Raw genomic sequence first — 22,225 nt, 5'->3', positions numbered from 1 at the left:
CGATGAACGAGACGACCCAGCAAGCGATTGTCCAGACGTTACGCGAAAAGATACTCTCGGGCGAACTGTCGCCCGGTCAGCGACTCGTCGAGGCGCAGCTCGCGCAATGGCTCGGCGTGTCGCGCACGCCGCTGCGGTATGCGCTCAGCGTGCTGTCGTCGGAAGGTCTGCTCGACCGGTCGGGATCGCGCGGCTACGTGGTGCGCCGCTTCAGCGTGCGCGACGTGCTCAACGCGATCGACGTGCGCGGCGTGCTCGAAGGACTCGCCGCGCGCTCGGTCGCCGAGAAAGGCGTGAGCCCTGCACTCGCCGCCGCGCTCGACGAATGTCTGCGCGAAGGCGACGAGATCTTCGCGCAAAAGCATCTGCGGCAAGGCGACGACGTGCGCTACGCGGAGCTCAACGGCCGCTTCCACGCGCTGATCGTCGAGGCCGCACAGAACCAGGCAGTCAGCGCCGCGCTGAGTCTGAACGACAAGGTGCCGTTCGTTTCGCCGTTCACGATCGCGTTCGACGAATCCGCGCGCGAGCGTCAATTCATGATGCTGATGTACGCGCATCGCCAGCATCATGCGATCGTCGACGCGCTGAAAAAAGGCGAAGGCGCGCGCGTCGATGCGTTGATGAGGGAGCACACGCATATCTCGAAGGAAAGCCTGAATCTGTCGCTGCCGTCGTTGCATCTGATCGCGGGCGCGGCATGAGCAACGATCTCGTGTCCGCCGAAGCCGGCCACGCGCCTACCCGCGCGCCGTTATCGGTGAGCAGCAAGGACCTGCTCAATCTCGCGCATCTGCGCGCGTTCCGCCTCGTCGCCGACATGGGCAGCGCGACCCGCGCGGCCGCGGCACTGTTTCGCGCGCAATCGGCGGTCACGCGTTCGGTGCAGGAACTTGAAGCGGCGCTCGGCGAGCCGCTATTCGATCGCGGTCCTTCGGGGATGCTGCCAACACCGGTCGGCCGCGCGGTGCTGCATCGCTGCGAGCGCATCTTCGCGGAACTCGAAGAACTCGCGCAATGGTGCGCCGCGCGCCAGGCGCGCCGCCGCCCCGTCGCGGAAGGCGCGTTGCCCGCCTATCTGCTCAACACACGGCGGCTGCAACTGTTCGCGGCGCTCGCGCGGCATCGACATATGCCGAGCGCGGCGAAGACCTTCGGCATCAGCCAGCCCGCGGTCAGCACCGCGATTCGCGTCCTCGAAAGCGGCTCGGGCCTGAGTCTGTTTCATCGTAGCCCGCGCGGCATTCTGCTGACGACCGAAGGCGAAACGTTTCTGCTGCACGTACGCCGCGCGTTGAACGAACTGCGCCACGTGCCCGACGATATCGCCGCGCTGCACGGCAAGATTCAGGGCTCGGTGACGGTCGGTGCGCTGCCGCTCGGCCGCACGCTGCTGCTGCCGAAAGCGATCGCGCGAATGACGTCGGCGAATCCCGGCGTGCGCGTCGTCACCGACGAAAGCGCGTACGAGACGCTCGTCGCGAGTCTGCGCGCCGGCGACATCGACTTCATTCTCGGCGCGCTGCGTGACAACGACGCGACGAGCGGCCTGAAAAACGAGCGGCTGATGTCGGAAGACATGGTGGTGCTGGTGCGCCAGGGGCATCCGCTTGCGCAGACGCCCGAGCTCACCATCATGGGTCTGCGCGACGCGCAATGGATCCTGCCGCGCAGCAATGCGCCGGCGCGCGCGCTATTCGAAGCGCAATTCAAGCGGCTGAAGGTGAAGCCGCCGCTGCCGACGGTCGAAACCGCCGACCTCGCGGTGATTCGCGGACTGCTGCTCGGCACCGATATGGCCGCGGCGCTGTCGGCGCAGCAATTGCATCATGAGATCCGCTCCGGCCAACTGGTGGTGCTCGACGTGCCGCTGCACAATACGCGGCGCGACATCGGCCTGACCCTGCGCGCGGCGGGTACGCCGTCGCCGGCCGCGCGCGCGTTGATCGATGCGATCCGGCTGTCGGTGGTCGACGTGACGCGTACCGTGAGCATCGGCGCGGCCGGGTCGCGTTGGCTGACGAGTTGATTAGTTCGCTTAACGATCTTTTTCCGGGTCCGGCAGGCTGTCGAAAAACGCCCGCCAGTCGAATGGCGTGGACAGCGTGCCGTAATCGATACCACCCGCCTCCATCGCATCCACGACGCCGTCCTGCAGACGCGCGGACGCGTCGCTCATGAACGGCGTGATGCCGGCCTCGCGCAGCGTCTGCGACACCTCACGCATTTCCGCCGCGCGCCGCCGGCCATGTTCGGCAACGCGGCTGACCAGATAGGCGGGCACGCCCGCATCGCCGCGCATCTTGCCGACGGCTTACCGGCCGCTTGCACGATGTGGCTGCACTCATTGTAAAAGCGAACAACGCGCACATGGCCGACGAACTACACCGCCTTTTCATCGCATCTATTTATCGGCAACGCAACGTGCTTTTCTGCTAAAACGTTAGAGACGAACCGTATTGACCATGAAAAGGACAAGACGATGAACCAGCCACAATGGAACGCCATGGACGATCTGCTGGCGAGCTACCTGCTCGAACCGGATGCTGTACTCGACGCGGCGCTGGCAGCGAGCGCGGCGGCCAATCTGCCGGCGATCAACGTCGCGCCGAATCAGGGCAAGCTGCTGCATCTGCTCGCGAAGCTGCGCGGCGCGCGGCGTATTCTCGAAGTGGGCACGCTCGGCGGCTACAGCACGATCTGGCTCGCGCGTGCGTTGCCGGCCGACGGTCAGCTGATTTCGCTCGAAGCCAACCCGGACAATGCAGCGGTGGCTCGCGCCAATCTCGAACGGGCGAGCCTCGCGGGCATCGCGTCGGTCGTGATCGGCGCGGCGGCGCAGACGCTCGAGCGCTTCGTCGTGGAAGGCGTCGAACCGTTCGACATGATTTTTCTCGACGCGGACAAGAAGAACTATCCGGAGTATCTGCGTCTGTCGCTGCTGCTGAGTCGGCCTGGCACGCTGATCGTCGGCGACAACGTGATTCGCCGCGGCCAGATCGCCGACCGCGCTAGCGACGACCCCGACGTCATTGGTTTGCACGAGTTTTTCCGGCAGCTCGCGCAGAATCCGCGGCTCGACTCCACCGCGCTGCAAACCGTCGGCTCGAAAGGATGGGATGGTTTTTCGATGACACTGGTCGACGCCTGATCCGCGCGGCGACGCGCAGATCACGCCAACGTCATAGCAAACCGCCGAATCGCTCGACGCAAGCCTGCCGCACGCGCTCGACCGACGCCGCCCACTCCTCGCCCGGCCCACGACGGAACAGCCGCAGCGTGGACGGATACCACGGCGAATCGTCGCGCGCGTGCAGCCAGCGCCAGTCCACATCCCGCTCGGGCAGCATCACCCAGCACGGCTTGCCGAGCGACGCGGCCAGATGCCCGATCGACGTGTCGACGCAGATCACCAGATCGAGTTGCGCGACGATCGCCGCGCTGTCCGCGAAATCCGTTACGCGGGCGCCGAGATCGAGCAACGGTTGCGCGGCCGGCGGATTGCGCGCGTCGTCCTCGCCCTGTCCTTTCTGCAGGCTCACGAAGTTCAGCCCCGGCACCCGCCAGAGAGGCGCGAGCGTGGCGAGCGACGGGATCGAACGATTCGCGTCGTTATGGTGCTTCGCGTTTCCCTTCCAGACCACGCCGATCCTGGGTCCTGGCGGCAACGCATCGAGCGCCGGGCGCCACTGCTCAAGGAGCGCGGGGTCGAGCTTCAGCTGCACCGGGCGCGGAATCGTGTCGAGCGTCGTACGCAGATGCAGTGGCCCGCTCAACGGACTGGTCCAGCAGTCGTACGACGCGGCGCGCGCGAGGCCCCCGCCGTGATCGAACACCGCATCGACACCGTCGACGCCGACCATCAACCGATGCAGGATCGGCACGCACACGAACGCGATATGCGCAGCCCCCTGCGCCTTCAGCACCGCGATATAGCGGCTGAATTGCAGCATGTCGCCGAGGCCGTCTTCCTGCCATACCAGTACCGATTTACCCGTGAGCGGCTCGCCTTGCCATTGCGGACAGCTAAGCATCGCCTTCGTTTTCCGATGAACGAAATCGGGCTGTTCGTAGCGGCATTCATACAACGGCCAGCCTTCGTCGAAACGGCCGAGACCCAGCAGCAGCACAGCCAGTCCGAAACGCGCGTCGCCATAGTCGGCCCGCAACGCAAGGGCCTCGCGATACGCGCTTTCGGCCTCGGCAGAGCGCCCCTGTTGCGCGAGCGCGTTGGCGAGGTTCGCGTGCGCTTCGGGGAACTGAGGAGCGAGCTCGCGCGCCTGCTGGAAGGCGTCGACGGCTTCGGAAAAACGGTCGAGCACGCGCAATACGCAGCCGAGATTGTTGTGCGCCTGCGTGAACCCCGGCTGGCAGCGAATCGCGTCGCGATAGGCCTGCTCGGCCTCCGCCAGACGCTCCTGTTTGAACAGTGCGACGCCGAGGTTGTAGTACGCCTCCGCATAGTCCGCGCGATGAACCAACGCTTCACGATAAGCGGCCACGGCCTCGTCGGTACGTTCGAGTTCCATCAGGACCGCACCGAGATTCAGATGCGCTTCCGCGTAATCCGCGCGAATCGCCAGCGCGAGGCGGCAGGCGAGTTCCGCTTCGGCGTGCCGCTGCGTGGCCTTCAACACACCGCCCAGGTTGTTGAGCGCCTCGGGATACTGCGGCTTCAACGTCAACGCCTGACGAAACGCAGCGTCCGCTTCCGCGAGGCGCCCCAGCTCAACCAACACGCTGCCGTGGTTGTTGTGTACTTCCGCGAAACCGTTCAGGCCGAGCAGCGCACGACGATAAGCCGCCTCGGCTTCCTGCGGACGACGCAGATCGCGCAGCACGATACCGTGGCCGTAGTGCGCCTCTGCGTAGTCCGGACGAATCTCGATGGCGGTGCGATACGACGCCTCCGCTTCGCCCCGGTAGCCTAGTCCGTACAGCACGTTGCCGAGGTGATGATGGGCTTGCGCATCGCGCGGACGCAGCAGCACCAGTTGCCGATACAGCGATTTCGCGGCCGACAGGCGCCCGAGCGATCTCAGCAGCGCGGCGAGACTCGCGTAGACGTCGGCGTAAGCGGGCTTCAGGAGCAGGCACTGTCGCCAGTAGTGCTCCGCGTCCGCCCAGCGACTCAACGCGAACGCGCAACAGCCGGCAATGTTCAACGCGTCCGCGCGTCGGTCGAGCGGCTGCGCGTCATCGTCGAGAAACGGCGCGACGAGCGGCAGCGCGTCGGCGAACCGTCCGGCCGAACATAGCGCCACGGCCTGCCGGTTGATGTCGTCGATCGAAGCAGCGAGCGTGGGCATGAGCGTCATAAGTCGTGAATCGTGAATCGTGGGGCTTGGGTCTTGAGTCGGGCTGCGTGGCGCGGGGAATCACAAGGTTCACGCGCAAAGCTCGGGCGCAAGATTCAGACGCACTGCCCGCACGCTACGCGACAACGCAGATTAAGCGATTCGCGCCGCGCGCAGCGCCCGGAAATAAGCGGCTTTTTGCCGTCTAATCGGGCGCTATACCTGTCATCACGAAAGAAAAGATCGCGCGGCAATGCTAGAATCGCCCCCGTCTCTCTTTCGACCATCATGACCGCACGCTCCCGCAACCGCATGACCGCCTGGCTTGGCCTCGTCGCCATGTGGCTGGTCGTGTTCGCGCCGCTCGTGAGTCAGTTGCTCGAAGCGAGCCTCGCGCACGAGCCGACCGCCGCGCTCTGTTCGACGCATCACGGGTCCGGCGGCTTCGATGAGGCCGAGCAGGCCGACCAGACGAGCGCGCTCGCACAGACCGATGCAGCCCCCGTGCATCTGAGCCACGACGACGCCTTCGGCGCCTGCGGCTACTGTCATCTGCTCCAACATCATGTCGCGATGCCGACGGTCGCCGCCGTCGCGCCGCCGGCCGCGCTGCTGCTGGCCGGCACCGCGCCGCCCACGCTGTCCACCCGCTTCACACCGCTCGGCGCGTTCCCGTCGGGCCGTCCACGCGACCCACCTGTCGTTTCCTGATCGCCGTCAGTCCTGATCGCACTCGCGTCGCTATTGCGACGCCGTCCGCGCTCGTCTGTTCAATGCATCAAGGAAACACTCATGTTCAACTTCGCTCTGCGAAGGCTGCCGGGTCACGGCCGCCGCGGCGCCGGCCGCGCCGTGCGTCGTGCAACGGATCGCGCGATGAATCGCGCCACGAAAGCGCGCCACACCGCCCGCTGGCCCGCACTGATCCCGGCGCTCGTGCCGATCTTCGCCGCCGCGCCCGCGCGAGCCGACGACACGCCGCCCGATGCGACGCTGCCCACCGTCAGCGTCAATGCAAGCGCGACCGCCAGCGCCGCGCCGCGTGCGGTCGATCCGAATCTGCCCGCGTCGGTCGAGACCGTCACGCGCGAGCAGTTCTCGAACTGGAACGTCGTCAATACCGAAGACGTGCTGAAGTACATGCCGAATCTGGCGGTACGCAAACGCTTTATCGGCGATCTGAATTCGATCATCGCGGTACGCGGCACCAGCAATACGCAGAGCGCGCGCGGTCTCGTCTATGCGGACGGTTTGCTGCTGAGCAATCTGCTTGGCAACAGTTATTCGTTTCCGCCGCGCTGGTCGATGGTGTCGCCCGACGAAATCCAGCAGGTCGACGTGATCTATGGGCCGTTTTCCGCGCTGTATCCGGGCAATTCGCTCGGCGCGACGGTGCTCATCAGCACGCGTATGCCGAAGCAGTTCGAAGCGAACGCCGACGTGAAGGCGTTCACGCAACACTTCAGCCTGTTCGGCGTGAACCGCAATTTCAACGGCAGTGAAGCGAGCGCGTCGATCGGCGATAGGATCGGCAAGTTCTCGTATAGGCTCGGCGTCAATCATCTCGAGAACACGAGCCAGCCGCTGCAGTTCGCCACGCTCGCGCAATCGGGCACGCCCGCAAAACCCGGCGACACGCCCGTCAGCGGTGCCTACACCTACAACAACCAGACCAATACGCCGACCACCGTGCTCGGTGTGAACGGCGAAGGCATCGAACACACAGTGCAGGATCAGTTCAAGCTGAAGATGCAGTACGACTTCACGCCGACGCTGCAAGGCGCGTTCACACTCGGCTACTGGCACCAGACCTACAACAGCGAGACGTCGACGTTCCTGCGCGATGCCGACGGCAACCCGGTGTACAGCGGCAACGTGTCGATCGGCGGCTATCACTACACGATCCCGGCCGCCGCGATGGCGCCGAGCCTCGGGCATAGCGAGAACTGGCTATATGGCCTCTCGCTGAAAACGCGCAACGCGAGCGGCTGGAACGGCGAAGCGATCGCCTCGTATTACGACATCGGCAACAGCGTCGCGCGCACCGCGAATGCGGGCGGCCCCGGCAACGGGCCGGGCACCGTGCTGTTCGGCGACGGCACCGGCTGGAAGACGCTCGATCTGCGCGCCACCTACACCCCTGCCATCAGCCAGGCAGGACTCGGCAATCACGCGCTGAGCTTCGGCTATCACTACGACAACTACTTTCTCGACAACGAAAGCTACAACACGCTGAACTGGCGCGACGGCGCCGCGACCTCGTTCGCGAATGCGTTCAGCGGCAAGACCCAGACCCAGGCGCTCTACGCGCAGGACGCATGGCGTTTTCTGCCGCGCTGGAAACTCGTCTATGGCGTGCGTTACGAAGACTGGCAGGCCTACGGCGGCACGCAGTCCCTGCCCGGCACGACGCTCAGATACGGCGATGCAAGCCAGCAGCATTTTTCGCCGAAGGCGTCGCTGTCGTTCGACGTCAACGACGATCTGACCTTGCGCGCGTCGATCGGGCGCGCCTATCGCTTCCCGACCGTCAGCGAGTTGTTCCAGGGGCAAATCAACGGCTTCGCGATCGTCAACAACAATCCGAATCTGCAGCCCGAAGACGCGCTATCGAAAGAACTTAGCGCCGAATGGGCGCACTGGAACGGCGTGTTCCGCTTCTCGCTGTTTCAGGACGACGTGAAGAACACGATCTTCAGTCAGACCGACACGACCGTGATTCCCAACGTGACGAACTTCCAGAACATCGGCAAGGTGCGCTCACGCGGCTTCGAAACGAGTTATTCCGGCGAAAACGTGTTCGTGCACGGCCTCGATCTGATCGCGAGCGTCGCGTACACGCAGTCGAAGATTCTCGAGAATGCGCAGAACCCGGCGTCGGTCGGCAAGTACTTTTATCGCATTCCGTTGTGGCGCGCGAATCTCGCCGCGACCTATCACTTCGACGCACGCGCGGCACTGACGCTCGCGGCACGCTACTCGGGACGCCAGTACAACACACTCACCAATACCGACACGAATCCCAACGTGTTCGGCGGCACGAGCACCTACACCGTGGTCGATACGAAGTTCACGTTCAAGCCGACGAAGCTCAGCGAAATCGGCGTCGGCATCGACAACCTGTTCGACGCGCGCTACTTCGTCTATCACCCGTATCCGGGGCGAACGTTCTATATGGAAGCGAAGCTGCGCATCTAGACGCGACGCCAGCCCGCCGTGACTCCGCTCACGCACATCGACCGAATACCCAATCTTGCCCGACGAGGATTTCATGTCCACGACTCAAGCCGCCGAACGCACACGCGTCGACAGCAATGCCACGACCGGCACCGCTAACGGCACGGCTAACAGCACCACCAACGGCAGCGCCGCGAACCCAGCGCAGCCAGGCTATCGCACGCTGTGGCGCTGGCATTTCTACGCAGGCCTCTTCGTGATGCCCTTTCTGCTGGTGCTCGCGATTACCGGCACGCTGTACTGCTTCCAGCCGCAGATCGAGCCGCTGCTGTACCGGCAGCAGATGATCGTCGCGCCGCAAGCGGTACAGACGCTGCCCGACAATGCGTTGCTCGCCCGCGCCCGCGCGGCGATGCCGGCCGATGCCACCGCGACGACCGCGGCCATCAATCGCGATCCGCAGCGCAGCGCCGAATTCGTGTTTCGTCTCGCCGACGGCACACAGCAGAGCGTCTATCTGAATCCGTACAACGGCGAGCTATTGGGCACGCTGAGCGTCGAGCGCCGCTTCATGCAGGTGGATCGCATGCTTCATCGCAAGCTGCTGCTCGGCAAGCCCGGCGAGTTGCTGATGGAATTGGCCGCCTGCTGGACGCTCGTGATGCTCGGCACCGGCATCGCGCTGTGGTGGCCGCGCGGCAAAACCGGCGTGCGGGCCGCACTGGTGCCGCACTTCACGCTGAAGGGCCGGCCGCTATGGAAAAACCTCCATGCGGTGATCGGCATCTGGCTTGCGCTCGGCGCGCTCGCGTTCGTGCTGACGGGCCTGCCGTGGACCGGCTCGTGGGGCAAACAGTTCAAGGCATTCGCGACCGCGACAAATCTCGGCGCACCGGCTGGCGCGTGGGGCGGCCTGCCATTGCGCTCGGTCATGCCCGGCGCGCACGCGGACCACGCCGCCGCATCGAAGGACCATACCGGGCACCATCATGCCGACATGGATTCGATGCCCGGCATGGTGATGGACGACCTGCCGTTGCCGCTCAAGCCGTGGGCGGCCAGCAACGCGCCCGTGCCCTCTTCCGCCGACACGGCTTTGAACACCGCACAGCCGCTTTCGCTCGCGCATATCGTCGAACTCGCCGCGTCGCTCGGCATCATCGACGGCTACAACATCGTGCTGCCGAACTCCGCCACCGGCGTCTACACGGTGTCGTACTTCCCTGGCAATCCGAAGGATGAGCGCACGCTCTATATCGACCAGTACAGCGGCGCGATCCTGAAGGACATCCGCTACGGCGACTATGGCGCGATTGCGAAGGCCGTGTCGTACGGCACGTCCTTGCATATGGGCCGCTATTTCGGCGTTGCGAACCAGGTCCTCTGCGCGCTCATTTCGCTCGGCCTCGCCGCCCTCGCGGTGACGGGCTTCGTGATGTGGTGGAAGCGGCGGCCGCAACGTGCGCTCGGCGCGCCCTCGCGTGAACGCGGCGCACCGCCGATGCGCGGCTGGAAAACCGGCCTCGTGCTGCTCGGCATCGTGTTTCCGCTGATGGGCGCGACACTCGTCGCGGTATGGCTGCTCGACTGGCTAGTGTTCGGTCGGGCAACGCGGAATACGCCGAAACGCGCCGGTTAGGCGCCAACCAGCGGCGTCGCAGCCCGTCATCCCGCCCTGCTTGCCTTGATTGACCGTTTACGATACTTTATGCTCGTTTATGATCGATTTATCAGGGAACGCAAGGAGCGACCATGCAGCGAAGCCGGCAGGAAGCGATCGACGGGTTACTGCCCGAGCAGCGCGAAGCGCTGATTCTGGAGCGGCTGCGCACACACGGACGCGTGCTGGCCGCCGAGCTCGCCGCCGAGTTGCAGACCTCGGAGCACACAGTGCGCCGCCATCTGCGCGAACTCGCCGAACAGGGCCATTGCAAGCGCGTGTACGGTGGCGCCCTGCTGATCTCGCCCGCCGATAAACCCGCGGCCATCCGCATGCACGAAGCCGTCGATCGCAAGGCCCGGCTTGCGGTGGCGGCGGTGTCGATCGTGCGCCCGAAGCAGATCATCCTGCTCGACGCCGGCTCGACGAACGTCGCGATTGCCAACGCGCTGCCCGACGACGCGGACCTGACCGTCGTCACCAATTCGCCCGAAGCCGGCGCGCGCCTGTTGAACCGGCCCGGCTTCGACGTGATCCTCGTCGGCGGGCGCATTGCGCGCGGCGCGGCCGGATCGCTCGGCGCAACCGCGCTGCTGCAAATCCAGCAGATCCGCGCGGACCTGTGCTTTCTCGGCGCGTGCGCGTTCGATCCCGACGAAGGGGTCGCCGCCTTCGACGCTGAGGATGCCGAACTGAAACGCGCGATGGTCAAGTCCAGCGGCCGGATCGCAATCGCGCTGACCTCGGAAAAGCTGATGACGGCCGCGCCGTTCGCGGTTGCGCCAGCCGGCGCGGTCGACTATCTGTTCGTCGAAGCCGAGGTGCCGGCCGCGCGTATCGCGAGCCTTAAAGCCGTCTGCGACAACGTGATGGTGGCGCGCTCATGAACTCGCTCGTCAAGGAACGCATCGCGACGCTCGGCGTTTTTCTCGCCAACGGCTTCGGCATCGGCGCATGGGCGGTCGAAGTGCCGCGCATCAAGGAAAGCCTGCTGCTCAGCGACGCATCGCTGGGGCTCGCATTGTTCTGTTTCGCGCTCGGCGCGATCGTCGCGATGCCGCTCGCCGGGCGGCTCGCGCCGCGCTTCGGCAGCGGTCGCGCGACCGCGCTGCTCGGCGCGGCATTCGCGATTACGCTGCCATTGCCCGCGCTCGCGCCCGGTATGCTCACGCTTTGCGTCGTGCTGTTCGCGCTCGGCGCGTCGAACGGCGCGCTCGACGTATCGATGAACGGCCATGCCAGTGCGATCGAAACGCGGTGGCACGCGCCGATCATGTCGTCGTTTCATGCGGCGTGGAGTGCGGGCGGCCTGCTCGGCGCGGCGACGGGCGCGCTGTTGCAGAAAGGCGGCGTGGGGGTCGTCGGTGGCTTGCTGGCGCCCGATCTGTTTATCGCAGTCCTGATCATGTTCGCGGCCGTGCTGGCGTTGCGCGACATCGGTCCACGCGTAACGGCCACAGCAGGTGGCTCCTCGAGCGGCTTCGCATGGCCCGACAGCGGCGTGATGAAACTGGCGATGCTCGCGTTTCTCTGCATGCTCGTCGAAGGCGCGGTGGCCGACTGGAGCGCCGTCTATCTGCGCTCCACGCTGAGCCAGGAAGCGAGCGTCGCGGCGATCGGCTATTCGGCGTTTGCGTTCTCGATGGCGGCCTGCCGGATTGCCGGCGATGCATCGGTGCGGCGCTTCGGGTCGAGCAAGGTCGTCGCGCTCGGCGGCCTGATCGCGCTGGCCGGACTGACGCTGGTGCTCAGTCTGCCAACGGTGTGGACCGCCTGCGTCGGCTTCGCGATGGTCGGCATCGGGCTTGCGAACATCGTGCCGGTGATTTTCAGCGCGGCGGGACGGTCGACCGCAACACCCGCGATCGGCGTTTCGATGGCGGCGACGGCCGGTTACGCGGGCTTTCTGATCGGACCGCCGCTGATCGGTTTCGGCGCCGGCTTTCTGGGCTTGCGAATCGCGTTGTGCGTACTCGTGATGGCGACGTTGATCGTGTCGCTGCTGGGCGGCAAGGCGGTACGCAGCACACAGCTCGCGTAGCGGACGTTATTTCGCTTCCTTGTCCAGCACCGCGACAGGCTTGTGAGCGGGCACCGCATCGCGTGTCGCGTGCTGCCCTAACGGCCAGCTGAAAGCCCCGAGCAACGAGCGCGGCTGTGTGCCGTCGTCGAGACCGGTGGCGGGCCACTCGTGTTTCGCCGGCACCCAGCGCGTGCCGAACACGTGGTCCCAGAGCGGCAATAACTGCGTGAAGTTGTGATTGAAGTGCTCGGCGCGAATCGAGTGATGCAGCCGGTGATATTGCGGATTGTTGACCCACGTGACGTAGCGGCCGAGGTCCACGCGCAGATTAAGATGCGCGAAGTAGTTGCCGAACATGAACACGACCGAGGTCGCGCCGACGATCCACGGCTCGACCTTGAACAGCACGCCGACGATCGGATAAAGCAGACAGCCCTTGATCAGTACTTCCAGCCAGTGATGCCGCAACGTGATCGTCACGTTGAAATCCACCGCGCTATGGTGCAGCGAATGCAGCTTCCACAACACGGGCCACGTGTGCTGCAGGCGATGAAACGCGTATTCGAGGAAATCGATCGTCAGCAGCACGATCACGAACGAAGCGAGCGCGCCCCACCCGCGCGACACCAGCACCACCATGCCGCCGCCGAACGCATTGACGATCGCCACGCTCGCTGCCGCCGTCAGCGGCCTGGCCGCTTCCGCCAGCGCCACGTAGAGTCCCGCATACGCCATATTCAGCCGCTGTCCCGCGCGCGATTGCAGCAAGGCCGCCGGCCAGCGACGCTCGAGCAACGCACCGACGCCCATCATCACCAGCACGAGCGCATAGCCTTGTAACCACAGGCTCGCGTGGTGCAGCAATGCGGGAAGCGGGTTCGACGCAAACATGGAATTCCCCGGCGCAGCGGATGCAAATTCGTAGAGTGAACGCTCCCCGCGCGTGCCTTCGCGTGACAGCCTACGCGATGCGAGCGGCTCGGCTCGAAGCGTCGCAAACGTCGGGGACAGCGGAGATTCGGCAACAACAGGAACGTTAGCGTGATCTTCGCAGTCTGCCGGCCGCCGCGCAAGCGGGCTTTGCGCTGATCGGCGAGACACTGTGATCGCCAGACAACCGCAAATTCAAATCCGTCCGCAAAGACAGAAAAATTGGCGAGGTCATCGTTTTACGCCATCGCGATCGCGAGCGGCCGATACCTACTGCCGTATCGCCTGCTCGCGTCGTCGTTATTGTCGATAGCTGCTTTATGTTGGCCCCGCCGCATCTCGCAAGACGCGCCATCCTCCCCGAACGCGAATCACGAAGACTCATGCTGCCGTCAGTATTTGTTCACTGCGTCTGTATCTGGCTGCAACGTGTGTAGTTCTTGTGAGCCAGTTATTGCAATGGCTATGCCATGACAGGTCAAAGCCTTGCCGGACAAGGATGAGAGACTGCGCAGGCGCTATCGCGTCACCGTCACGCGAACCCGATCGTACGTGATGCCTCGGAATTGAGACACCGCGCAGTCGCGACACCGCTCGTATGCGCGAGCACCGACGTCGATTCGACTCGCGCGGGAAAACCCGAGGCCATCCTGATCAGCAAAGGTTTGCGCGCCGCATCGGTCAGAATTGCCGGCACCTGATCAGACGAAGTCGTGCTTACCTGATGCGGACACACGTGTCGCAAAGCTGAGACGGCAACCGCTCACAGCAGCGCGGTCAACTGCGCGACACGCGCCTCGAAACGCTGCAATTCGTCGGCACGTAGCGCGGTTTTTTGCGGCAGTTCGACCTTCAACGGATCTTGCGGCACGTTGTTCACGTGCACCTCGTAATGCAGATGCGGTCCGGTCGCCCAACCCGTCGTGCCGACATAACCGATCACCTGATTGCGCTTCACATGGCTACCGTGCCGCAACCCTTTGGCGAAACGCGACAGATGCGCGAAGGTCGTCGAATACGGCGGCGGGTTCTGGATCATGACCACTTTGCCGTAGCCGGTCTGATGACCGATAAAGCGGATCACGCCGCGCGCGGTCGCCCGCACGGGCGTGCCGACCGGCGCGGCTAGATCGACGCCGTCGTGACTTTGCCAGCGATGCACGACCGGATCGAAACGGCGCAACGAGAATTCCGACGACACACGCGTGAAATCGAGCGGATAGCGCTCGAATGCCGGCCCGGCGCTCGTGCCGTCTTTCAGGTAATAGAACGGCTTGCCTTGCAGATCTTTGTGCAGGAACACTTCGTGAGTCGTCGCGCCGTGCACGATGCGAACCGCGAGAGGTTCGCCGGCGGCGTCAGCGCTCGCGACGCCGTCCTTGCTGGCGGTGTCGCTCGTGTTGCCGTCGGTGGCGCTATTGTCGAACACCGCGCTGAGCTGATCGCCGGGTTTCAGATCGCGCGACAGATCGAGTTCGTCGTGAAAGACGCGCGTGAGCATCGCGGTGGTGCCCGCGTCGACGCCCATGCTTTGCGCGGCCGCCGCGAAGGTGCGCTTGACCGCGGCCTTGCGGACCGTAAATGCCGGCGCCGGCGCGGCTTGCTGCGCCGCTGCGGCGGGATCGCGCGGCACCGCACCCGGCTGGGCCGAAGCCGCGTTGGGCACACGTGCGCCGGCCCCCGTCGAGTCCTTGCTGACGAGCGACACGTTTGCCTCGTCGTTACGCTTGACGCGTTGATGAGTCAGCAGATACGCCGCGCACACCGAGCTCATTGCACACACAACAATGATCTTGCCGGCGCGCCCCGGCAGGATGCGAGCTACAGATAGAGACATTGATTGACAGCATGTCGACCGTCGCATGCGCGAAAGGCACGCACGACGAGGTGGTTTCGTTGAATCAGCGCTTCCAGACTCTGCATGAAGCGCTGCATGAAGGTGGTGGCAAGCCTAGGGACGTTTTCTTAAGTCAGGCTTAAGCTGCCCCTAATAGCTCGCGCCGCAAGCGGCCCAGGTCGACGCGAGGACGGCGCAAATTAGCCGCCCCCGGTGTGAGGAAAAATTAGTTAAGACAACGAAGCGAGCATGTTCGACAGACGCCGAACGTGAGTCCTGAATGTATCGCTCGCTTCGTGGTGAGTCGTCGGATTCAGATGCGAGGTTTCGGCGAGCAGCGCCTGCTCGTGGAAGTCGTTGGCGACTTTGCGCTTGATGTCGTCGGGCAGCGACCGCACGATGGAAACCAGCAAAGCCTCTTCGGCATGCAGCATGCCGAGAATCGAATGTGTGTCCATGCGAGAACCTCCGGTGGGAACATCGTCGGTGCGCCCGGCCAGCGCCGGCGCACCTCATGTTACCCCGTTGCTCCCGCCGCTTACTCGGCGATCGAATAGCGCGACTGACGGGCGCGCGACGGTTGCGGCTCGCGCTCGACGCGTGGGCTTGCGCCGCGGATGAACAGGATCGCGCAAAGCGCAGCCATCGCCCAGATGCAAAGAACTACCGTCAAAGCGCTCATGTCAGTTTCCACAACGTCGGGACTACGGGTTAATACGGTGATGCCGCTGCCGCGCGGGTGATCAATGCAGCACGGACCGCTCGGGCGAGCCGAACAGCAATGTGTCGATCAACGTGGTGGTCAGCTTCAATTGCTTTTCTAGCGAGTGGCGCGCGGCCTCCGCTGCCGCCGCGTCGCTGCGCGCAATAGCCGCATGCGCGTCGCTCGCGAGACGCAGGATCGCTTCGGAACCGTACTGCAAGTCGCGCATGACGTCGGCGTCGGGACCGGAAACGGCGAATTCCGGCGACTCGGCGTCGAACTGACGGGGTTTAGCGTGGCGGGAAGACATCTGAAGCTCCTGGCGGAAAGGCGCGATGACACGAAACCAGTGTGCGCTCGCCCTGGGCTTTTCAATTCGCCGAATAGAAGCCGAATCTGAAGCCAATCCGATGTCTTTGAAAAAACAAGGGTTTCTACTGAAGAATGCGTGTCGACGAGCCGCGAATCCACTTATTGGGCCATCCGGATTCGCGGCGGCCGCAGGAAAACGTCTAACCTGCGGCGGAAAAACCTCGACCGGACTCAGGATGCCGGTACCGCCTCGATACGCAGCGGCCCACCGCCCGCGACGATCGCGAGCAGGATGTCGACGTTCGGGTGTGCGCCCGGACGATTACGCGCGTCGGCCGTGTGCTCGGCGAACAGCGCGAGGCCGTGCTCGGCGGCCTTCGCATCCAGCGTAGCGAACGCGCCGCGCAGGTAGTTATAGAGCGCGAGCGAGCCCTGCTTGCCCGGCTTGTTCTCGATACTGGCAACCACGGCGCCCTTGCCGTCGACCAGATCGAGGCGCGCGATGCCGTCGATCACCGGCATCTGGGCAAGATTGTCCTTGAAAACGTTGCTCGGTTGGATCATTGAAACCACTCCTTCTGTTCTAAAAAATGCATGGCGGGCCGTATCTTAGCCGATGGGCGGCGGACTCGCGATCCGACCGGCAGATTGGCGTGTTCCGCGCCGCAGATAGGGAGGATTCCTAGTTAATTTTTTGCCCGAATCCAAGCCCTTAACCGGCAAGGAAAACGTTTAACTTAAACGACCGTTTCCAGAAGAAAACGCCCACCGTGTAATCGATTTCGAAGCCGGCCGCGATCCAGGCGAAAGCAATGCGTCGGCCTTAGCGGCACGAAATGCTTTGGCACCCTAACTAACTTCACATCGAAAAACCATCCGATATTCGCCGTCAAAATCATCGAATAAATCACCTGTTCCAGGAGTGTCGGTGAAGTCCCTCCGAACCTGATTAATGAAGTTTGCATGCCCGCCAGACTCATTTCACCCTGCTTGCAATCTTCTTTGAGATATGATTTCCTACGACTTACACGATGTTAATCCGATGCAAATCCGCAAATAGCGAAACTGCGTCGTAGCGACACTCGCCTCAGGAGACGCTCAAAAACAGGACCTTAGAGGGATAAATAGTACCCGCGCTAGAGAACGGAACTACGCTCTCTATGGGCAGCATTTGCCTGTTGATTTTTTGTTGTCTGACGACTGATATCAAAGAGAATCGTGACATTGAATGCATTCAAAACAACCGCAATTCAATTTTTACCAGAGGAGTTAAAAACATAGCCATAAAAATCGCAAAAATTAATCACCCCGCCATTAATTAAAAATCTGGAGACAAAAATGCTTTCATCGAAGAAAACAACGCTTGCATTTGCCCTCAGCGCCGCCACCGCCCTGCTGTTCAGCGCCTGCGGCGGCAGTACCCACGACGATTCGCCGTCGACGGCAAGTTCCCCCAGTTCGCCGTCGACAAGTTCGCCCGCCTCCACCGACGATCCGTCGAAAAACGGCGCCATCTCGCTGCACGGTATCGTCTATGGCGCGGCGGACACCAGCGTGCCGCCGGACGCAGGCATTCCGATCACGATGATGGGGCAAATGCGAGCGCTGTTCGATCTGATCCGGAAATCGTCCGATTTCACTCAGGTCGTCATGGATCTCGGCGATGGCAGCCCCGTCCATGTGCTCGACACGAATACCGGCGACAAATTCCTGCCCGGCAAACTCGCGCTCGGCCTGTCGTGGATATTGATCGATATGAAAACGAAAGGTGACCCGGCCTACGCGGATTATCTGGCGACGTATCAGAAGATCACGACCGCGATGATGACGCAGATGAGCGGCGCCAATTACACGTACGCCAACACCTCCTGGGGCGAGTACTACTATCTGGTCGCGCTGAACAACTTCCAGGCGCACGGCATGCTGAACGAAGTGTTCAGCGATGCGATGCTGAAGACGCTGCAAGCCCGCCTGACCTTCTGCGACATGTTCGGCGCCGACGCGAGCGGCAAGACCGACACCTGCCCGGCGACCGGCACGCCGATCGATGTCGCGTCGCTCAATACCGCACAGAACTACTACGCGGTGTCGTACGGCATTGCCGGCCTGCGGCAGAAACTCGGCTGGAGCAACCCGACGTTCTCGTCGACCACCGACGCAAGCGTGGCAACGATGAACGCGCGCGATGCGCTGCTGTACACGCTCACCAAACACATCCGCAACGACTCGTCGGGCGGCTTCTCCGACGAAGCCTCGAATACGCACACGACCTATTACGACCAGGCGCGCTACGACCGTTACAGCACGCTGCTGATCGGCGAAGTCACCGAACGTACGCTGGAAATGGGCAATCAGGCCAACCTGACGCCGGAGCTCAAATCGTATCTGCGCAATTCGGTCAATCTGATTCTTCCGCAGCTCAATACCAACGGCGAAGGCTTCAACTATGGCCGCTCGATCGGCCCGTACGGCGACTCGGCATTCATGGAAGTGCTGACCGCCGCCGCCAATGCCGGCATCCTGACCGATCAGGAAATGAAAGTCGCGTACACGTACATCTACAAGTCGGCGCTACGCTTTAGCAACTTCTGGTACGACCCGACGCTGCCGACGCCGTCGGTGAACATGTGGGTGAAGGGCCGCGGCACCGACGCGTATCGCGGCAAGCCTCGCGTGATGGGCGAGAACTTCAGCCTGTTGCACCAGTACATGTACGTGAATGCGTGGTGGGACAAGCTCGGTTTCAACGGCAAGGCACCGCTGTCCGATGCCGACATGCAGGCCTATCTCGACACGAAGCCGCATTACACGCTGACCTGGTACAACCAGCCGACCGATACCGCCCATCCGTATAGCGCGGCGCTGATCACGGTGCGCGACGGTCAGCGCGTGATCAATCTGAACCTGAGTCAGGCGCCGGACTACAACTCGTTCACGCCGTACTACCCGGCGCCATCGTCGGACAATCTGGCGTACGGCACGACGGATCTGGCGTATGCGCTGCTGATTCCGCAAGTCACGTATAGCGGCAAGACCTATATCCCGGTCACGTACTACAAGAATCTGAACGTGCAGGAAACCAACGGTCAGGTAGTCGTCACGTTCGACACCGCGAAGTTCCGGCAAGCGACGAAGAACGCCGCCTACACGACGGATCTCGATCTGCAGGTGCATACGGTGATGACGTTCAGCCACGGCACGATGACGCGCACCGACACGCTGAGTTCGGCGACGTTGACCGGCAATCTCGCGGTCGAGACAGACTACACATCGTTCGCGGATTTCCAGAACACGACTGCGAATAGCGACGGCTTCTCCGTCAACTACGCGAATAGCCCCGCGACTCATTACGCCACTACCGGTTTCGACAGTTGCGCACTGTCGCAATTCGACACCGTGAACGGCGTGACGAACCCGTTGTCGACCACGCCGATCGGCCAGTTGCACTCCGATTTCGCGTGTACGACGCAGCCGTTCGCGCTGTCGGGCAGTGCCAACCGCACGTTCACGTGGACGCTGAAGTACGCCGATCCGGCCTGATAGTGGTGTACGCCTTCCTTGCCGGCTTCGGCCGGCAGGGAAGGAAGAGCTGGGAGGGAGAGCGAGATGGATTACCGCAGGTTCGAAGCGGCGGGTCTTGTCTGTCTGATTGCTTATACGACAACACAGCGATTTCTAACCTTTCCCGAGAATCCTCTTGAGAACTGAGCACTCCGGATGCTCCGATGATTCCATATCTCCCGGACAGGACAACCACTCATAAAACTCCAGCCTCTGTTTAGCCGCATCCTCCAGACAGGCTGCAACTTGAAAATCGGTGTCAGGCATGTAGTTGTCGGTCCAATCATTGAATGCCATCCCGAAAATTTTGCAATCTGATTGCGATTTTTCATCCCATAATTCGTGATTACGATCGAGTTCTTTTAGACTTTTTCCCTTCAGTTTCCCGCGAATATTTTCATAGAGCTTTTCAGCATCATTTAAAATTCTTTTTGTGTCTTCATTTGTACATGCCAAGTAGTCGTCACGAGTGATCGATTTTTTTTCACAACTGTCATCCGCCGAAGCAGAAAAATTGGCACACGTTAGTACCAGAGCAAACGCAAGCTTAGTGAGCCGCATCATAATTCCCCGTAGCAAACAGCCGACCCTAAGCATTACGGCAGCTGACCAACCCCAATGGATGTTGCCTATGCCCCACTGAGTACTCCACAAACTTCTGTGGAACTCGGTCGTAGCGCCTACCATTAATCATTACAAAAAATCATCGTTACGATCTCTACGGTTATAAAAAATCGACAATGGTCTCACATTCAAACTAAATGCAGAATAACAAGAACTCCTCCATTGACAATTCGCTCGACCTCGCACAAGTCCTGATGAAGTAATTCCATCGCCTGCAGGTCAGTAATTCCACTCACTCCCGGGAAGCAATGAAAATCCCCGCCTATTCAGGCAGGGCAAAAAGGCACAGGCCGAGGAGCGCCTCTGATGTCTCCAGGCAAAACGAGTTATCTGCATTCACTCAACTACCCGATTTTTCATCCGGGCTATGTAGTTTCAGCATTCATTAATCCCATTCTGCCATCTCAAGCAAGGTTTTTAAGAATTCGTTTTGTGCCTTGCGCAGATTGTAAATACATTGTGCCTGCAAAACCGGAAACATGGAGCCATCGTGCCTGGTTTCCCAGCCCGCCCCGGCATTGCGCGGCAATTCGCAATATTTCACAGAAGCATTTTGCGCTGCCATGTATTCGGCCAGCAATTTTTCATGGACATTCCCTTTTGGTATGGTTGCGTGTAGTTTTTTATATAAAATTTCACTATCGGAAATCAATTTTTTCTGCAATCCGGAATAGCACTCGACATCGCCATACCCCCCTCCAAGATGTTGCAAGCAATCAGAATTTGAGTCTTCCACTGAAAAAACGTAATTCGAATCTGCCCTTGCAAAAGAGGAAAATAGCACCCCTAAAATTAAACAAAAAAACCTAACTTTAATGCGACGCATTGTAAACTCCGGACGAAAAAGGCGCGCCTCGGCAACACGGCGATTTACAACGCCTCGATTTCCCCCAATTCGATATGCATGAATAAATTCATGCATATCATCATAATTTCCCATATTGATTTTTCGGATAATCTCATCCGCACCACGTCCTGATCCACTGTTATATACAATACTCACGAGAGCGTCGTATTCGTATTGAAACAGGAGAACATGAATACCGGCATTCAGGCGTCTTTCAACCTCAGCAACATCGCGTCGCCTGAACTCTCTCGCACGTTCCAGGCTGATTACCTGGCCCACTTCAATATGATCGGCTGGGATAATGCGATGACCGCATCCAATGGTGGGAATTCCAGCGTTATCCAGATAGGCCTTTAAGATGAACCCCTCTGTCACCTGGCGTCCCCGAAATACACCATTTAATACTCCGGATTCCCACACGGCAGTAAAGGATAATCCCTCCGGACTAACGTGCCAAGGCTTGCAGAGCCTGCCTGATTGAACAGTCACGCATGAATTCGGATCTGTAGTTAATACTGCCGTTCCAAGCGCGTCAGGCATCAAGCCTCCCTGTGCCCAAGATAGATTCGAACAGACTGTGCGTGCCTAGCCCGATATCGTCGGGTTCGCCCCTCGGCATCGGTCGTGCCGTGTATTAGACGATTATCAGGCAACCGGATTGTGTAATACGTATTGCACGCTACGTTCCCCCGCGCATCCAGCAAAATAAACCGTTGCCCAAGCAAGCCCTCGCATCGACACGCCGATGCGGTGCCCATCGCCTCGGCCATCTCGTGACCGGATGAATACGAGCGAACTGTAGAGATCGGGATGAGATTACCCGTTTCGACGTTCATCACCGTCCCATTACGCACATCGGGGAAGTGCTTGAATATCGAATAGGTCACGCGACAAAGATGACATTCTTCCTTGCCTGTCACTGCGCCAGTCGTCCCGTTTTTCCCGTAGTTCTTATCGACTCCAACACGCGCATAAATGCGGTTCAATATATCTTGCCGCGACACCATGCTTACCCCCTCGTCTTATGCATCTGGCATGGTTAATTTGCCAGCCTGTACAAGGTATCTCGAGGGGTTCTCCAGAGTGGTCAATTAGTGTCAACAGGTGCGAAAAGACAACTGAGGTGCCTGAAAAGGAGTTGTCTGATAGACGCGCCTGTAAAACGACGGCGGCACTATCCACTATCGGCGAGCACAACTCGTCTCGAGAACGGGCCACGATTTTCGAGCCTGCTGTGCACGCGCACATATCGAA

Annotated in this window: 20 protein-coding genes; 9 read left to right on the top strand and 11 right to left on the bottom strand. The window is 61.5% G+C overall.

Going from position 1 to position 22,225, the window contains the following annotated elements; translation table 11 throughout:
- Nucleotides 1–2: 2 nt before the first annotated feature.
- Both HHL14_RS17835 and HHL14_RS17830 read left to right on the top strand, forming a co-directional pair.
- Nucleotides 3–704 carry a GntR family transcriptional regulator gene (locus tag HHL14_RS17835; protein WP_169498942.1) on the top strand — a complete coding sequence of 234 codons (702 nt, stop codon included), beginning with the start codon at nucleotides 3–5 and terminating at the stop codon, nucleotides 702–704.
- The gene (locus HHL14_RS17830; protein WP_206002382.1) at nucleotides 701–2,029 is read left to right on the top strand and encodes a LysR family transcriptional regulator; all 1,329 of its coding nucleotides are present in this window, start codon (nucleotides 701–703) and stop codon (nucleotides 2,027–2,029) included. Before HHL14_RS17835 ends, HHL14_RS17830 begins: the two co-directional genes overlap by 4 nt.
- A 9-nt stretch (nucleotides 2,030–2,038) precedes the next feature.
- Here HHL14_RS17830 and HHL14_RS17825 read toward each other — a convergent pair whose 3' ends face one another.
- The gene (locus tag HHL14_RS17825) at nucleotides 2,039–2,302 is read right to left on the bottom strand and encodes a DUF1932 domain-containing protein (RefSeq protein WP_329601682.1); all 264 of its coding nucleotides are present in this window, start codon (nucleotides 2,300–2,302) and stop codon (nucleotides 2,039–2,041) included.
- 180 nt (nucleotides 2,303–2,482) lie between these two features.
- Here HHL14_RS17825 and HHL14_RS17820 point away from each other — a divergent pair, with 180 nt between their 5' ends.
- A complete protein-coding gene (locus tag HHL14_RS17820; protein ID WP_169498941.1) occupies nucleotides 2,483–3,151 on the top strand; it encodes an O-methyltransferase in 669 nt (222 codons plus the stop codon).
- Between the two features lie 31 nt (nucleotides 3,152–3,182).
- Here HHL14_RS17820 and HHL14_RS17815 read toward each other — a convergent pair whose 3' ends face one another.
- A complete protein-coding gene (locus HHL14_RS17815) occupies nucleotides 3,183–5,318 on the bottom strand; it encodes a tetratricopeptide repeat protein (protein ID WP_169498940.1) in 2,136 nt (711 codons plus the stop codon).
- 267 nt (nucleotides 5,319–5,585) lie between these two features.
- Here HHL14_RS17815 and HHL14_RS17810 point away from each other — a divergent pair, with 267 nt between their 5' ends.
- The 5 genes from HHL14_RS17810 (at nucleotide 5,586) to HHL14_RS17790 (ending at nucleotide 12,175) form a co-directional block, all read left to right on the top strand.
- Nucleotides 5,586–6,008, top strand: coding sequence for a DUF2946 domain-containing protein (locus HHL14_RS17810; protein ID WP_169498939.1), 423 nt, complete (start codon nucleotides 5,586–5,588; stop codon nucleotides 6,006–6,008).
- 165 nt (nucleotides 6,009–6,173) lie between these two features.
- Complete coding sequence (locus HHL14_RS17805) at nucleotides 6,174–8,495, top strand: TonB-dependent receptor (protein WP_407945290.1); 2,322 nt, start codon at nucleotides 6,174–6,176, stop codon at nucleotides 8,493–8,495.
- 73 nt (nucleotides 8,496–8,568) lie between these two features.
- The gene (locus HHL14_RS17800) at nucleotides 8,569–10,113 is read left to right on the top strand and encodes a PepSY-associated TM helix domain-containing protein (protein WP_169498937.1); all 1,545 of its coding nucleotides are present in this window, start codon (nucleotides 8,569–8,571) and stop codon (nucleotides 10,111–10,113) included.
- A 113-nt stretch (nucleotides 10,114–10,226) separates the two neighbouring features.
- On the top strand, nucleotides 10,227–11,021 hold the full coding sequence (locus HHL14_RS17795) for a DeoR/GlpR family DNA-binding transcription regulator (protein ID WP_169498936.1): 795 nt from the start codon (nucleotides 10,227–10,229) through the stop codon (nucleotides 11,019–11,021).
- Nucleotides 11,018–12,175 carry an MFS transporter gene (locus HHL14_RS17790; RefSeq protein WP_169498935.1) on the top strand — a complete coding sequence of 386 codons (1,158 nt, stop codon included), beginning with the start codon at nucleotides 11,018–11,020 and terminating at the stop codon, nucleotides 12,173–12,175. Before HHL14_RS17795 ends, HHL14_RS17790 begins: the two co-directional genes overlap by 4 nt.
- Nucleotides 12,176–12,181: 6 nt before the next feature.
- Here HHL14_RS17790 and HHL14_RS17785 read toward each other — a convergent pair whose 3' ends face one another.
- The 7 genes from HHL14_RS17785 to HHL14_RS33975 all read right to left on the bottom strand — a co-directional run bounded on the left by HHL14_RS17785 (nucleotide 12,182) and on the right by HHL14_RS33975 (nucleotide 17,453).
- Nucleotides 12,182–13,048, bottom strand: coding sequence for a sterol desaturase family protein (locus HHL14_RS17785; protein ID WP_169498934.1), 867 nt, complete (start codon nucleotides 13,046–13,048; stop codon nucleotides 12,182–12,184).
- Nucleotides 13,049–13,850: 802 nt separating this feature from the next.
- Entirely contained in the window at nucleotides 13,851–14,924 is a 1,074-nt protein-coding gene (locus HHL14_RS17780; RefSeq protein ID WP_230413098.1) for a M23 family metallopeptidase, read from the bottom strand.
- Nucleotides 14,925–15,154: 230 nt separating this feature from the next.
- The gene (locus tag HHL14_RS17775) at nucleotides 15,155–15,382 is read right to left on the bottom strand and encodes a hypothetical protein (protein ID WP_169498933.1); all 228 of its coding nucleotides are present in this window, start codon (nucleotides 15,380–15,382) and stop codon (nucleotides 15,155–15,157) included.
- A gap of 80 nt (nucleotides 15,383–15,462) precedes the next feature.
- Nucleotides 15,463–15,606 (bottom strand): hypothetical protein, encoded by a 144-nt coding sequence (locus HHL14_RS17770; protein ID WP_169498932.1) that lies wholly within the window; start codon nucleotides 15,604–15,606, stop codon nucleotides 15,463–15,465.
- A 61-nt stretch (nucleotides 15,607–15,667) separates the two neighbouring features.
- A complete protein-coding gene (locus HHL14_RS17765; protein WP_169498931.1) occupies nucleotides 15,668–15,937 on the bottom strand; it encodes a hypothetical protein in 270 nt (89 codons plus the stop codon).
- A gap of 233 nt (nucleotides 15,938–16,170) precedes the next feature.
- Nucleotides 16,171–16,503, bottom strand: coding sequence for a DUF2322 family protein (locus tag HHL14_RS17760; protein WP_169498930.1), 333 nt, complete (start codon nucleotides 16,501–16,503; stop codon nucleotides 16,171–16,173).
- Between the two features lie 686 nt (nucleotides 16,504–17,189).
- Complete coding sequence (locus tag HHL14_RS33975; protein WP_230413097.1) at nucleotides 17,190–17,453, bottom strand: hypothetical protein; 264 nt, start codon at nucleotides 17,451–17,453, stop codon at nucleotides 17,190–17,192.
- Here HHL14_RS33975 and HHL14_RS17755 point away from each other — a divergent pair.
- Nucleotides 17,335–19,479, top strand: coding sequence for a hypothetical protein (locus HHL14_RS17755; RefSeq protein WP_407945291.1), 2,145 nt, complete (start codon nucleotides 17,335–17,337; stop codon nucleotides 19,477–19,479). The genes HHL14_RS33975 and HHL14_RS17755 overlap by 119 nt on opposite strands.
- A gap of 135 nt (nucleotides 19,480–19,614) precedes the next feature.
- Here HHL14_RS17755 and HHL14_RS17750 read toward each other — a convergent pair whose 3' ends face one another.
- Nucleotides 19,615–20,064, bottom strand: a complete 450-nt coding sequence (locus HHL14_RS17750) for a hypothetical protein (protein ID WP_169498928.1) — start codon at nucleotides 20,062–20,064, stop codon at nucleotides 19,615–19,617.
- Nucleotides 20,065–20,509: 445 nt separating this feature from the next.
- On the bottom strand, nucleotides 20,510–21,511 hold the full coding sequence (locus tag HHL14_RS17745) for a lysozyme (protein ID WP_169498927.1): 1,002 nt from the start codon (nucleotides 21,509–21,511) through the stop codon (nucleotides 20,510–20,512).
- Nucleotides 21,512–22,225: the final 714 nt, after the last annotated feature.

It is taken from the genome of Paraburkholderia antibiotica (genome assembly GCF_012927125.1).
GTDB lineage: Bacteria > Pseudomonadota > Gammaproteobacteria > Burkholderiales > Burkholderiaceae > Paraburkholderia > Paraburkholderia antibiotica.
This window is presented reverse-complemented; position numbering and strand designations above follow the sequence as displayed.